Annotated in this window: 14 protein-coding genes; 6 read left to right on the forward strand and 8 right to left on the reverse strand. The window is 61.1% G+C overall.

Annotated features, from left to right (window positions below; translation table 11 throughout):
• Positions 1 to 4: 4 nt before the first annotated feature.
• From DEM27_RS28465 to traA, 3 genes are read right to left on the reverse strand one after another with little or no spacing between them, the layout of a single operon-like run.
• Positions 5 to 1,165 (reverse strand): conjugal transfer protein TraB, encoded by a 1,161-nt coding sequence (locus DEM27_RS28465; RefSeq protein WP_109461631.1) that lies wholly within the window; start codon positions 1,163 to 1,165, stop codon positions 5 to 7.
• On the reverse strand, positions 1,155 to 1,721 hold the full coding sequence (gene traF, locus DEM27_RS28470; protein ID WP_109461632.1) for a conjugative transfer signal peptidase TraF: 567 nt from the start codon (positions 1,719 to 1,721) through the stop codon (positions 1,155 to 1,157). The genes DEM27_RS28465 and traF overlap by 11 nt, the downstream gene beginning before the upstream one ends.
• Positions 1,718 to 5,299, reverse strand: a complete 3,582-nt coding sequence (traA, locus tag DEM27_RS28475) for a Ti-type conjugative transfer relaxase TraA (RefSeq protein ID WP_109461633.1) — start codon at positions 5,297 to 5,299, stop codon at positions 1,718 to 1,720. The genes traF and traA overlap by 4 nt, the downstream gene beginning before the upstream one ends.
• Positions 5,300 to 5,554: 255 nt before the next feature.
• On the opposite strand from traA, the gene traC reads away from it, so the two are divergent.
• From traC to traG, 3 genes are read left to right on the forward strand one after another with little or no spacing between them, the layout of a single operon-like run.
• Positions 5,555 to 5,851, forward strand: coding sequence for a conjugal transfer protein TraC (gene traC, locus DEM27_RS28480; protein WP_109461634.1), 297 nt, complete (start codon positions 5,555 to 5,557; stop codon positions 5,849 to 5,851).
• 4 nt (positions 5,852 to 5,855) lie between these two features.
• Positions 5,856 to 6,071, forward strand: coding sequence for a type IV conjugative transfer system coupling protein TraD (gene traD / locus DEM27_RS28485; protein WP_109461635.1), 216 nt, complete (start codon positions 5,856 to 5,858; stop codon positions 6,069 to 6,071).
• Positions 6,058 to 7,992 carry a Ti-type conjugative transfer system protein TraG gene (gene traG / locus DEM27_RS28490; protein WP_109461636.1) on the forward strand — a complete coding sequence of 645 codons (1,935 nt, stop codon included), beginning with the start codon at positions 6,058 to 6,060 and terminating at the stop codon, positions 7,990 to 7,992. The genes traD and traG overlap by 14 nt, the downstream gene beginning before the upstream one ends.
• Before the next feature lie 169 nt (positions 7,993 to 8,161).
• Here traG and DEM27_RS28495 read toward each other — a convergent pair whose 3' ends face one another.
• A complete protein-coding gene (locus DEM27_RS28495; protein ID WP_109461654.1) occupies positions 8,162 to 8,383 on the reverse strand; it encodes a hypothetical protein in 222 nt (73 codons plus the stop codon).
• 206 nt (positions 8,384 to 8,589) lie between these two features.
• Here DEM27_RS28495 and DEM27_RS28500 point away from each other — a divergent pair, with 206 nt between their 5' ends.
• Both DEM27_RS28500 and DEM27_RS28505 read left to right on the forward strand, forming a co-directional pair.
• Positions 8,590 to 8,856 (forward strand): WGR domain-containing protein, encoded by a 267-nt coding sequence (locus DEM27_RS28500; protein WP_109461637.1) that lies wholly within the window; start codon positions 8,590 to 8,592, stop codon positions 8,854 to 8,856.
• Positions 8,857 to 8,953: 97 nt separating this feature from the next.
• Positions 8,954 to 9,376, forward strand: coding sequence for a thermonuclease family protein (locus DEM27_RS28505; RefSeq protein WP_337250487.1), 423 nt, complete (start codon positions 8,954 to 8,956; stop codon positions 9,374 to 9,376).
• A gap of 40 nt (positions 9,377 to 9,416) precedes the next feature.
• Here the strand turns inward: DEM27_RS28505 and DEM27_RS34215 are convergent, their stop codons facing one another.
• The 3 genes from DEM27_RS34215 to DEM27_RS28515 all read right to left on the reverse strand — a co-directional run bounded on the left by DEM27_RS34215 (position 9,417) and on the right by DEM27_RS28515 (position 10,654).
• Complete coding sequence (locus DEM27_RS34215) at positions 9,417 to 9,590, reverse strand: hypothetical protein (protein WP_165823656.1); 174 nt, start codon at positions 9,588 to 9,590, stop codon at positions 9,417 to 9,419.
• 264 nt (positions 9,591 to 9,854) lie between these two features.
• On the reverse strand, positions 9,855 to 10,025 hold the full coding sequence (locus DEM27_RS34220) for a hypothetical protein (protein ID WP_165823658.1): 171 nt from the start codon (positions 10,023 to 10,025) through the stop codon (positions 9,855 to 9,857).
• A 320-nt stretch (positions 10,026 to 10,345) separates the two neighbouring features.
• Entirely contained in the window at positions 10,346 to 10,654 is a 309-nt protein-coding gene (locus DEM27_RS28515; protein ID WP_109461638.1) for a DUF736 domain-containing protein, read from the reverse strand.
• A 459-nt stretch (positions 10,655 to 11,113) separates the two neighbouring features.
• On the opposite strand from DEM27_RS28515, the gene DEM27_RS28520 reads away from it, so the two are divergent.
• Positions 11,114 to 11,302: a hypothetical protein gene (locus DEM27_RS28520; protein ID WP_109461639.1), complete on the forward strand. Its 189-nt coding sequence runs from the start codon at positions 11,114 to 11,116 to the stop codon at positions 11,300 to 11,302.
• Between the two features lie 3 nt (positions 11,303 to 11,305).
• Here DEM27_RS28520 and DEM27_RS28525 read toward each other — a convergent pair.
• On the reverse strand, positions 11,306 to 12,106 hold an 801-nt coding region (locus DEM27_RS28525), incomplete at its 5' end, for an ArdC family protein (RefSeq protein ID WP_245446189.1).

Consider the following 12,106-nt stretch of genomic DNA (forward strand, 5'->3'; position numbering starts at 1 on the left):
AACCTTAAGTGTTGACCGAGATGACGAGCGGCAGGCCGAACAGACGGGCCCACGCCTCGCTGCTGGCCCGTTGAATGTCGATGATGGCGGTACCTGCGGTCCACCAGCCGTTTCCGACTGCGACGATGGCATCGGGCCGATGGAAGGCCGATTGTAGAACCGGCCAGACGAGAAGCTGCTCGTAGCAGATCAGCGGCGCCACACTTTGGTTGCCGACATCGACGACGGGATTGGCGAAGAAATGTGCCCGTGCGCCGCCTTGACCGCCGATCCAGGCGCTCCACGGTTGCCACATAGACCCGGGCACCGGCATCCGCTCTCGATACAGAACTTGGCTCTCATCGGTGGTGAGTTTTACGAGCACATTGTCATAGCCTTGGCTGTCGACGACTGCTGCTCCCGCAATGATAGTAATGCCTGTTCCGGTAAGAGATCGCTGCCAGACGCGGCCGACCGTTGGCGTCCAGAAACCGAGGGCACTTTCCGGCAGCACAGTCGTGGTACCCGGGGAGTGCTGGCGAACAATGGCGATCAGTTCACTTTGACGCCACAGGCCAGTTTCACGCCCGAGAGATGCGCCCATTTCAAGATCGACACCTATCCACGACGCAGGTAGGGTCGGCGGCGTCCACACAGCGGCGGACCAGAGCCAGAAGCCTGTCATGGTCATGGCTGCAGCCGGCCGATATCGCGTCGTCATGACGATCAGGCCGGCTGCCATCGCGCCCAGACCCCACCATCCCCAGCCGGGAAACAGAACGCCTGCGGCGGTGATCGGATGCGCCCATCCCAGAATGCCGAAAGGCGGGACCGCCATTGCGACGAAAGCGGCCAGGTAGCGAAGCGGCTTCTGCCATCCCTTGTGATCGGTCCAGAGCACCGAATGGACGGCTACGAAGGCTGAGGAAGCGACCAGCCAGAGTACGAGACCGGGCCAGATATCCGAAGAATAAAAGTTCGCCACGCCCTGCGGCAGTCCACGCGATGCCGCGAGGAAGTAGGCAGCAGAGATCGCCGTTGCTTGCAGGCGCGTCCGCGCCAACGACCAGAGCATGGGGAACGTGGCTGCGAGGGGCAAGAGAGCCACATCACCGCTCCAACCAATTCCTCCGGCGCTCGTCGATAGCGCGATGAGGACACCCGATCGGAAGAGTTCACGGCGCATAGGTCCACACCTCTCGCGCCAGTCCGAGGATTCCCTCCATTGGCGAAGGACCGAAGTACCGGCTATCGAACGAACCCGGAAACTCGGAATGCAGGAAGACCGCGCCGGGCGGAACGACACCCCCTTCGTATGGCACCATCTCACGACCCTGACCGTCAACCCGTGCAACATGAGAGTGAGGCAGCGGCCGACCATCGACACGCACGTCATCGGCTATCTCGATCGCCTGCCCGGATGTCGCCACGACCGTTTTGATCAGAGGCGCCAAGTGGCCGGCGCAGAGGCCGAAACGCAGATATCCACGCGCACGCGCCTCGCGCATCGCGTCGGTGTTCGGTGGGCAAATGAAGACCAGATCGCCGACCACGATAGGACGATCGGGTTTGACGATCCGCCACAGGCCCAGCGGCTCGCTGGGTGTGAGATTGACCCTGAAGCCCTGACCTCCGAGCAGCACGATGAGACCAAGTGTAACCAGGCTGACGCTGCTGATCCGATAGAACCAGACGAGCCGCTTCATGCGCCGGAGCACTTTATGTCGATGGCGCATCTTCATTTGAGGCTAAGCCCCTCAGATTTCGTCTGACGCAGTGTCTCAGCCTGCTTGAGTGCCGTCACAGTGCGCTCATGGGCGTTCAGTTGCTGGACCGTCCGCATCGTATTCCACGCCTGTTGCACTTCGTTCTTTTGGACGGCATTCATGCCTGACGTGACGCGCTGGAAAGCCTCGCCGTTGGCATCCTTCGCAGCCAGGGGCAGGAAGGTTCTCTCTCCGAAACGTTCGGTAACCGCCTTCGCGAAACCTTCGAGTTCAGCCTTCACCATCTTGTCGGCGAGCGCATATTCGAGACCCGAGGGCAGGTCGTTTCGGTCGATGGCGTCACGCACCCGCTCGAGCACGCTTTTCGCATTAGACGAGAGGGCAGGGATCTCCAGCGCGACCTGCCTGCGGACAGCAAGCTCCTCGGCGTGATTTCGCCGCTCGGCATAGCCCCGCTGGCGGAGATAATCGCTGATGCTGTCGGCGAGCGGCTCTGTATTCTTGAGCGCTCGATCTCTGTCCAGTTTGTCGGCACGGCTGGCGAGAAGACCGGTTTTGCCCTTGAGGGCGCCGAAGGTTTCAGGCTCAGCAGTGATCCTGGAAATTGTCTTCGCCGCGGCCGCCTGATCGTGCAGCATCGCGTCGACATTCACCGCCTTGAACGCCGCTTCCGGGTTGGCAAAGACATGGTGGAAGCGCATGGACACTTCCTCCCACTGCTTCTTCAAAGCAGGGTCGGCGGCGATCCTGTCTTCGACCGCCTGGTCGATTGTTTTGGGGAAGGTCGTGATGCCTGATACCATCGGCTTTTCCTCCTTGGCTGTGTTCGGGATGGAGATATTGCTGTTGCCACGGGCAAGGCCGAGCCTCGCGCCGAGGGCCGCGAGCTTTGTAGCGAGATCGATGAGCCGCTGCTTCTGGCGGATAGTCCAGACGAGCCGGTCCTTCGAAATCGTGCGCGCAACATTCATCAGATGCAGGCCACGCGCCTCCGCAAATCGCAGCGCGGCGCGATAGGACGATGCGCCCTCATAATCGAGGGTCGTTTCCTTCGATCCATCGCGGGCCAGCCGCTGCTTGAGCTGCTCTATCGCCAGTTCCGCGACATGAATGACTTTCCAGGTGTTGCGCTCGGCCGTGGTGTCATCCGGCAATGTGACCGTCTCCGATCCATCGTGCTTGAGACCGATCCGATCACCGATCTCAGGCCGCGCCTCCTCAATGGCACGCTTGAGATCGACACCCCAAATCGTGCGGTACTGTCCGTCACTGTCTTCGAGCGTCACGAAATAGCTGTCGCGGTTCCCAGGCTTGTGTTCGTAGGGCGCGACACCGTGCTCGACCAGGATGCCACCGCGGCGGCTGGTGAACTCTTCCATGCCGACATGGAGCTCGGCTGCCTCGCGATGGCGCGTCATCGCGACATAGGTCAGGTGACGGTCGAGCGTGCTGGATGCGAGGACTTTGACACGGTCGACGGTTGCGCCTTGGGACTTGTGGATCGTGGTCGCGTAGCCGTGATCGACATTGGCGTAGAACCGCTGTTCGACGAAGACCTGTGTGCGGCTTTCCCCGTCGCCGATTTCGGCCACGATGCGACCGGGTGCTGCATTCACGACCTTGGCCAGCATGCCATTCTTGACGCCGAGGCTGCCCTCGTTCTTCAGGAAGACGATCTGGTCGCCGGCGGCAAAACGACGTAGGCCGTCCTGGGTATTGAACGCAAAACCTTCGCCGACAATGCCGCGCTCGACGAGCCTGGCACGCGCCAACTCGTTCAGTTCGCGCACGTCACGACGACGGTGTGCGAGGATGAGCGTGGTCTTGTCGGGATCGAAATCCCGGTTCCAGCTCTCGATCAGTCCTTCAATCGCGTCCTGCCTCGTCCAGCCGGTCTGTACCAAACCAGCCTGCTCATAGGCGTTCAGCGCGCTCGCCACGTTTCCACGGGCCAGATCAAGTGAAGCATCCCGCATCCACTGATCTTTCTGGCGGTAGATCGTCTCCAGCTCCGCATAGCCGACCCGATCCGTGATGGCTCGAAATGCGGCGCCGGCCTCGATCGGCTGTAGTTGATCGGGATCGCCGATCAGGACAAGCTTGGCGCCGGCCTTCGCCACAGCGTCCACGAACAATGCAAGCTGGCGCGAGGACACCATGCCGGCCTCGTCGATGACGAAGATCGTCTTGTCGTCGAGGTGGTCACGCTCCTTCTCCCAGCGGAGCTCCCAGGATGAAAGCGTGCGCGAGACGATGCCGGCTTCCTTCTCCAGACCCTCCGCGGCCTTGCCAGCCAACGCACCACCGACGACCCGATAGCCGGCCGCTTCCCAGACCTCCCGGGCGGCCTTCATCATCGTGGTCTTGCCAGCGCCAGCACGGCCGATGACAGCGGCGATCCCGGCGTCGCCAGCGACATGTTCGATCGCCGTCTTCTGCTCGTCGGACAGGCGATCGTGCCGGGCAAACGTCGCCTCGAGGACCGCCTTGCGGACGCCGTGTGAAGACCGGTGCGAGAGCCAGATTGATCGATTGGCCATCTCGGCTTCAAGCCGGATCAGCTCGCGCGTCGTGTACTTTGCCGATGACCGGGTCCCTGTCCCAAAGTCCACCCGCTCGCGATCCAAACGGAGGGTCTCCGGGCTCTGCAGGATGCGCGCCATCAAGCTTTGGAAAAGGCCGGCATCATCGATATAGCGATGGAGGATTTTGGCGACATCGCGCTCGTCGAAGACGCTTTTTTCCCGCGTGATCAGATCAAGCACGATCTCCGGGTTGCGCTGGATCCGGCGGGCATTTTCAGCTCGCCGCTCTTCCTGCAACCCCAGCCGTTCGAGCGCAGCCTTCCCCTCCGCAGTCTCTGTTTTCCTCTCGATCGCCTTCGTGCCAACGCCAAGATGGATGGTCGGCGTCAGCTCGATGCCCTGCTTCTCGAATGACCGGCCATCGACCCGGATATCGAGGCCCGCTAACGCCAGGTGCCGGTTCTGGCAATCGAACCAGCCGTTACGAAACGCATTGAAGTTTTCGAGGCCACCGGCCCAAAGCTCGTAGACGATCTTGCCGCTATCGTTGCGAAGCGGTTGGCCATCTGGTCCGGTCACAGCGACTTTCTTCGGCCCAAACCCGTCCTCGGCCAGCGGTCGCAACGTCGTCATCAGATGGACATGCGGATTGCCCGGCGCGTCGTGGAAGACCCAGTCGGCTACCATGCCTTGGGCTGTGATGTGCCTGGCAACGAATTCCTGGACGAGTTCGATGTTCTGCTCGGTTGAAAGCTCTATCGGCAGGGCGATGGTGACATCCTTGGCGAGCTGCGCATCGGACCGTTTCTCGAACTCCTCGACCTTGTTCCAGAAAGCTTCCGATGCGCCGGAGACGGACCGATCGGCAATCATCGATTGCAGCCATTCCGGCGCGTCGGCAGGAATGACGAACTCCTCATGCAGCAGGCCCTGCTTGCGGGTGTAGTCGATCGTGCGGGCTTCCCGCTCATAGTCCATCCTGGCGCAATGCCGGTAGGCCGCCGACAGCACGGCGCTGCGGCCGGAGCCGCGGGCGACGATGCTGACTGAGAAATGCGGCACGGCCATCGTCTAAACAGCTCCTTCGATCGAACGAAATCAACGTGTTCGTCAGGAGCGGAAGGCCCCGCCAGGGGCCAAAAGCAAAGCGTCGCATCAGCGACGTATAATTGCGCCCTTCGGATCCGTCCTTGCGAACGGTCGGGATGATGCTCAAAAGCGTAGGCTCCGCCTACTCGCATTTCTGTTAGTAGATCGGCACGCCGATCTGAACGACTCTGACTGCGTGAACCACGACATGCAGCAACAGAGGACAATCCAGAGATGAAGAAACCATCCTCCAGAATCCGCGAAGAAATTGCCAAGCTCCAGGAACAGCTCAAGCATGCGGAAACGAGAGAAGCCGAGCGCATTGGCCGCGTCGCGCTTCGGGCAGGCCTTGGCGAGATCGAAATCGAGGAGACGGAGCTTCAGGCGGCATTCGAGGAACTGGCGAAACGCTTTCGCGGAGGTAAGCCCGGTACGAGCGAACGGAAAGGGGCAGGCGAAAGCAGCACGGGTAGCGGGCAGTCCGAGGAAGACGCGTCTGGCGCGGCTTCGGGCAGCCCTGCTGAGGCTTGAACGAATGAGCAGGAACGCAACGTCCGATGCCCGGAAGAAGGACACGCGCGACAAGATCGAGCTTGGCGGCCTGATCGTCAAAGCTGGCCTTCGCTTCGAGAAGCGGGCGCTTCTGCTCGGCGCGCTGATCGACCTACAGCAGCGCCTGAAGTCCGACGATAGCGAGCGCGCAAGGTTGACAGCGATCGGGTCGGAGGCATTCGGCAATGAAGGCGAATAAGCTCGTTCTCGTCATTCTGCCCGTGGCCATGATGAGCGCGACGGTGTTCGTCATGACCGGCATCGAGACATGGCTTGCCGGGTTCGGAAAGACAGAGGCGGCAAGGCTGGCGTTGGGACGGGCAGGGGTCGCAATACCGTACATGGCGGCGGCTGCGCTCGGCCTGATTTTGCTGTTCGCAACCGCAGGATCGGCAAGCATTCGCGCCGCAGGCGTTGGTGCTGGAATCGGCAACGTCGCGATCATCCTGACGGCTTGCGTGCGAGAAGGCTTGCGCCTTGCAGCGCTATCCTCCCAGGTGCCAGCGGGTCGATCCGCGCTATCCTATCTGGATCCATCGACCATGATCGGCGCGGCCGCAGCACTGATGTCCGGTTGCTTTGCAATGCGCGTGGCTATGGTCGGCAACGCCGCCTTCGCACGGGCTGCGCCGAAACGCATCATCGGCAAGCGTGCCCTGCACGGTGAGGCCGACTGGATGAAACTTGCCGAAGCGGAAAAGCTGTTCCCAGGGACTGGTGGCATCGTGATCGGAGAGCGATATCGCGTCGATCGAGGCAGTGCTGCCGGCGTTTCGTTCCGTGCCGACACCAGCGAGACTTGGTGCGCCGGCGGCAAGTCTCCGCTTCTCTGCTTCGACGGCTCGTTCGGCTCCTCGCACGGCATCGTCTTTACCGGATCGGGCGGTTTCAAAACAACCTCAGTGACGATCCCGACAGCGCTGAAGTGGGGTGGCTCGCTCATCGTCCTCGATCCCTCGAACGAGGTCGCGCCCATGGTCTCGAAACATCGCGAAGAGGCGGGGCGGCGTGTGCGGATCCTCGATCCGCGTAAACCCGCGACCGGCTTCAACGCACTCGACTGGGTCGGCCAGTACGGCGGCACGAAGGAGGAAGACATTGCCTCGGTCGCATCATGGATCATGAGCGATAGCGGTCGCGCAAGCGGTGTCCGGGACGACTTCTTCCGCGCCTCAGGCCTGCAACTCCTGACAGCAATCATCGCCGATGTCTGCCTCTCCGGTCATACGCCGAAGGAACAGCAAACGCTGAGACAAGTGCGCAGCAATCTGTCGGAACCCGAGCCCAAGCTTCGACAGCGCCTGCAGGACATCTACGACAATTCGGAGTCGGACTTCGTGAAGGAAAACGTCGCCGCCTTCGTCAACATGACGCCGGAAACCTTCTCCGGTGTTTATGCCAATGCGATCAAGGAGACGCACTGGCTTTCGTACCAGAACTACGCCGCGCTGGTTTCGGGATCGACATTCCGGACTGAGGATATCGCCTCGGGCAAAACGGATGTGTTCATCAACATCGATCTCAAAACGTTGGAGACCCATAGCGGATTGGCGCGCGTCGTGATCGGCTCGTTTCTGAACGCGATCTACAATCGTGACGGCGCGATGGATGGGCGAGCGCTCTTCCTGCTCGATGAGGTCGCCCGCCTTGGCTATATGCGTATCTTGGAGACCGCGCGAGACGCGGGTCGGAAGTACGGTATCACGCTGACGATGATCTATCAGTCGATCGGCCAGCTGCGCGAAACCTATGGCGGGCGAGACGCGTCCAGCAAGTGGTTCGAAAGCGCGAGCTGGATCAGTTTCGCAGCCATCAATGATCCGGAAACCGCCGATTACATCTCGCGTCGCTGCGGCATGACGACGGTCGAGATCGATCAGGTTAGCCGTAGCTTTCAATCGCGCGGGTCATCGCGGACACGGTCGAAGCAGCTCGCCGCCCGGCCACTCATCCAGCCGCATGAAGTGCTGCGCATGAGGGCGGACGAGCAGATCGTCTTCACGGCCGGAAACGCACCGCTGCGATGCGGCCGCGCCATCTGGTTTCGGCGTAAAGATATGACCGCCTGCGTTGAGCAGAGCAGGTTTTTGCGGCGCGAAGCGCCTGCCGACCAACAATGAAGCGTATCGGAGAAATCAGCATAGCGACGACCGCCAGGGCGTGATTTCGGGAATTCTCGTCATGCTTCGATCGGGAAGCGGGCAGCCGCAGGAGGCTTAGCATAGCGCCGCGTCAGCGGAAGCCGGAACCGACTGGCCCCGACCGAAGCATACCGCTTATGACATCGGGCTATTGGTCGGAAACCCCTTCGGTCAGTCCGTCGAAAACCTCCATCATTGCGTTGGTGATGGCCTGGCCAAGAGCGTTGCCTGCCACGCGGACGTCGTCTTCAGAACCGTCGCGAGCAGCCCGGGCAAGTTCAAATCCCTGATCCGCGACAATCTGCTTTGCCACTTCAATCGCCCAGAGACCAAAGTCTCCGCGGTTGTCGATTTGAATAGCGTCTTCCATCTTCCCCTCCTGCAATTAGTTCGGCAGCTTCTTTCCATAGGCATTCCGCAATGACAAGCACGAGGCACTCATGTGCATGAGGTCACCACCTAAGCGAACAAAGGCTTGCTGTTGCCCTCCGAGACATCACAGAAATGAATCGATTGCGCCGGAGCGATTCAAAACTCTCGTTGGACGGAAAATAGCTGGGAGACGATCATGCCGGCATGATCACCCAGCCCTACCATCTCTACATCGAAAGATCGGACCCCACGAAAAACATGGCCCGCTTTTATGCGATGTCCATCCATCCCAATCTGTTTGGAGAGGCTTGCCTGACACGGTGTTGGGGACGTATCGGAACCACCGGCCAGATAATGAGCCACCATTTCGAAACGGAGCGAGAGGCTGTGGTCCTCTTTCTCGATCTCCTCCGACAGAAGAAGCGGCGCGGTTACGCAGCGGCCATTCGACATTCGCGCAACGACAGCTGATAAACGGTGCCCAATGCAAGGAATACGCATGAACAGCAGATCAGAAGGTGTCGCTCGTCGGCAGATGTGGCGCTTCATCAGAATGATCCAAGTGGCGATGTTCGTCATTGCTCCAGCTGCCCACCCCTTGATCGGCACAAAAGCCTACGCGAGCGAAGCCGGATCCAAAGTGAGCCTGCCATTCCAAATGTGTGCTACTGGCTCGCGTAAGGCATGCGTCGTTGACGGGGACACGATCTGGCTTAGCGGCCAGAAGATCCGTGTCGCCGATATCGACACACCGGAGGTGAATGAACCGAAGTGCTCGTCGGAACTCGCCCTCGGCAACCGCGCCACGGCCAGAATGCTCGAGCTGATCAACGAGGGTCCGTTTGAACTCAAAGCTTGGCCTGGCCGCGATGCCGACCGATATGGTCGCAAGCTTCGTGTGCTGATCCGTGACGGTCGAAGCTTGGGCGATTTTCTGGTCTCGGAAGGTCTCGCCCGGACCTGGAGCGGCCGACGAGTGCCATGGTGCTGAGGCTTGGAGGTCGGCCCGGCGAACCGGGCCGATGTGGCGGTTAGGTCCGCCGGTTCCAGTCGGTCTCGAAGTTGACCTCGACTTCGACGAGGAACGGGATTTTGATCGCGATCTTCATGCCGAGCTTGCCCTTGCGGAAGAGGTGACAGATCACCTTGGCGAGGTTGCGAAGGCGGCGGCCGGTGGCTTTGAGGAACTTGGCGAGCTGTTGCATTTGGTTTCTCCTGTCGATTGCGTTTCGTCGCGGGGATGGAATGCGGATCGGGAAGGAAGGCTGCACCGGGACGGCCGAAGCGTGAGCGGAGGACCTGAGGACGGCTGAATTTTGAGGCGCGAGGAGCCAAAAGCGGGGAAAATTCTGCCGGCGTCAGGTTGCGGCAGGACGCACGATCCGCATCATTCCCAATGTCGATGAAATGGGATCGACCGGAGAATTGCAGCAGCTCCGGTCTGAGAACCACAGGCGATGGAAGCCACCTCAGAACGGTGGCTCTGCCTCAGCAAGGCCGTCCAGCTCGGCAGCCGCGACGATCAGCTCCGCCTGGGCGATGTCGAGCTCGGTTTGGATCTGGCGACGCTCGGCGCCATCGACAGCGTTGCGCAGCTCGGCCCGCAATTCTTCAATCTGGATTTCGAGTTCGTAGGTCATCTGCGTCTCCTTGACGTTTGTGAAAGATGACCGGCGGGTCCGAGAGGTGATGGCGGGGTCAGGGATCGCGCCAGCGACCGGCAGAGCCGGGGAGTGGGGGAGCCGATTTGCGGAAGCTGCTCTTGAGGGCAGGTGGAGCAAATTGGGGGAACCGCTCATCCTTGAGGCCGGCATTGGCGCTTGGCACAATCGAGCATTCTGAGCAGCTTCCCGCTCACCGTATGCCAACAAACAAGCCGGACCTGGCTCGATGCCAGATCCGGCTTTGATCTCTCAGCAGGAAGGCGGGCTCCGCCGGTGGCGGAGCCTTGTCATCCCGATCAATCGCGGTTCGAGCGGGACCAGATGAGCTGGAGGCCTTCCTCGCCTTCGACCTCGGCGAGCGTTGCGTAGATCGGGGCAGGGAAGCTCGGATCGTCGAGCTTGACCGAGAGGTAGTCGCGGCCCTGCTCGGAGGTCTTCTGCCAGGCGGCGCCGAGTTCGACGCTTCCGGCATAGACACGGAACTGGGGGCCCTTGTCGGAGGGGTTCTCAACCCGGGCGATGCGTGCCTTGACGTTGAGGGCGAGCGTGCGAATGGACCCGGTGAAGCCGTTCTTTTCGGAAGTGAAGGTGCCGATGGTGGCCATTGTCGTATTCCTTTTCTCGTGTTCGGGCCGCGCCCATCGCGACCTCGATGGATGTCGACAAGACCGGTGACGATCGGACCGCACCTGATAAGGCCGCAATGAAATGGAGGGCGGCAAGGTGCAGATTTGTTGGCGGGAGAGGAGGAGCCCTGAGGGGTCCGGGGCAAGAAATCTGAACATTGTCGTTGCGGGAAGACGATCGAGGCGCAGCCGGTCTCCGGTCAGACATGCCCCATCGAGCCCGCAGATGGGTTGCCGGAAACTTTGTCGTAAAGGGATATGGCAATGGCTCTCACCGCATTTGCCCATGGGAAGAATGGCAACCTGGCTCATGCTCCACTTGTCCCGTCGTCGGAGCCAGCTTCGAGTTCGGAGTGGGTCACGGTCGGCCGTGGTCCGGCTTGCCTGCTATGCCCGGTGCGATATCGTTGCGCTCGGGAATCGCAGCCTGGAGGATCAATGCGTCAGCAGACCAAGCCGTTCATCATCGAACGCAAACCATCCCGCAAACCGAAACCCGACGCTGCAAAACCGTCGATCTGGGGAAGGCTGGATGCCGACATTGCACAAGGTCTCAAGGATCAGCGGAACGGTGATCAGCATGATGCCGATCATGCGGCCGCCACCGGTGGTGCCGACCGCGTCTGACTGTCAAGCCGCAGCCTTCATCTCCGTTTCCGGCTGCAAGGAATGCAGAAAATTCACCGCGCGCTGAGCATGCGCCGCCGCCTGGAAGATGGCCCGCTTGTCGTTGGCGAGGATCGATAACCAGGACTGCAGGTAGGACGCATGATCGGGCCGTGGCTCGAGTTCGGGCGCGATGCCGAGATCGGCGCAAAGGAAGCAACTGCCGAGCTCAGCGATGAGCTCTTCGCGTGCACGTTCCGTCCTGTCCTTCGCGTATCGCGACAGGTCACGGCCGACGCGATGTTCCGCCGCCGTCCAGTGCGTCGCCTCATGGCTGAGAACGGCCGCGTACCCGGCCGCATCGCGAAAGGCCTCGAAGGGCGGCATCTGGATATAGTCCATGACGGGTGAGTAGTAGGCCTGGTTGCCGCCGTGCCGGATGACTGCGCCCGTCGCTCTGAAGAACCGATCAGCGCTCTCGATGCGCTCGACGGGATCCCGCACCTTGGCCGGCGGGGCATAATAGGTGTCAGGCAAACCATCGATCTGCTCGATGTTGAACACTGAATAGGCCTTCAGGAACGGGATTTCCCGATCGACATCGTTGCCGCTCCCGTCGGCCACGGACTTGGTGAAGCGGCTGGCGAAGACCACCGTCGAGCCTGTTTCGCCCTTTCGCACGGCTCCGCCCAGTTCGAGGTCGGGTAGCGGGGCAGCGTCGCCGCTGCCCCGCCCCCTCAGAACCGTGCTTGCGAGTTTCCCCGCACACGGCTCAAGCAAACCGCTTGCGATCCCGTACACTCCTCTCCGCAGCGAGAGCCTGGA

It is taken from the genome of Rhizobium album, assembly GCF_003122325.1.
In the GTDB taxonomy this organism is placed as follows: domain Bacteria; phylum Pseudomonadota; class Alphaproteobacteria; order Rhizobiales; family Rhizobiaceae; genus Metarhizobium; species Metarhizobium album.

Excerpts from the sequence above, each read along its gene's own strand:
- DEM27_RS28495 (WP_109461654.1), bottom strand. The coding sequence starts at position 8,383 with ATGGAAGACGCTATTCAAATCGACAACCGCGGAGACTTTGGTCTCTGG.
- DEM27_RS28500 (WP_109461637.1), top strand. The coding sequence starts at position 8,590 with ATGATCACCCAGCCCTACCATCTCTACATCGAAAGATCGGACCCCACG.
- DEM27_RS28505 (WP_337250487.1), top strand. The coding sequence starts at position 8,954 with ATGTTCGTCATTGCTCCAGCTGCCCACCCCTTGATCGGCACAAAAGCC.
- DEM27_RS28465 (WP_109461631.1), bottom strand. The coding sequence starts at position 1,165 with ATGCGCCGTGAACTCTTCCGATCGGGTGTCCTCATCGCGCTATCGACG.
- traC (WP_109461634.1), top strand. The coding sequence starts at position 5,555 with ATGAAGAAACCATCCTCCAGAATCCGCGAAGAAATTGCCAAGCTCCAG.
- traF (WP_109461632.1), bottom strand. The coding sequence starts at position 1,721 with ATGAAGATGCGCCATCGACATAAAGTGCTCCGGCGCATGAAGCGGCTC.
- DEM27_RS28515 (WP_109461638.1), bottom strand. The coding sequence starts at position 10,654 with ATGGCCACCATCGGCACCTTCACTTCCGAAAAGAACGGCTTCACCGGG.
- DEM27_RS28520 (WP_109461639.1), top strand. The coding sequence starts at position 11,114 with ATGCGTCAGCAGACCAAGCCGTTCATCATCGAACGCAAACCATCCCGC.
- traA (WP_109461633.1), bottom strand. The coding sequence starts at position 5,299 with ATGGCCGTGCCGCATTTCTCAGTCAGCATCGTCGCCCGCGGCTCCGGC.
- traG (WP_109461636.1), top strand. The coding sequence starts at position 6,058 with ATGAAGGCGAATAAGCTCGTTCTCGTCATTCTGCCCGTGGCCATGATG.
- DEM27_RS34220 (WP_165823658.1), bottom strand. The coding sequence starts at position 10,025 with ATGACCTACGAACTCGAAATCCAGATTGAAGAATTGCGGGCCGAGCTG.
- traD (WP_109461635.1), top strand. The coding sequence starts at position 5,856 with ATGAGCAGGAACGCAACGTCCGATGCCCGGAAGAAGGACACGCGCGAC.
- DEM27_RS34215 (WP_165823656.1), bottom strand. The coding sequence starts at position 9,590 with ATGCAACAGCTCGCCAAGTTCCTCAAAGCCACCGGCCGCCGCCTTCGC.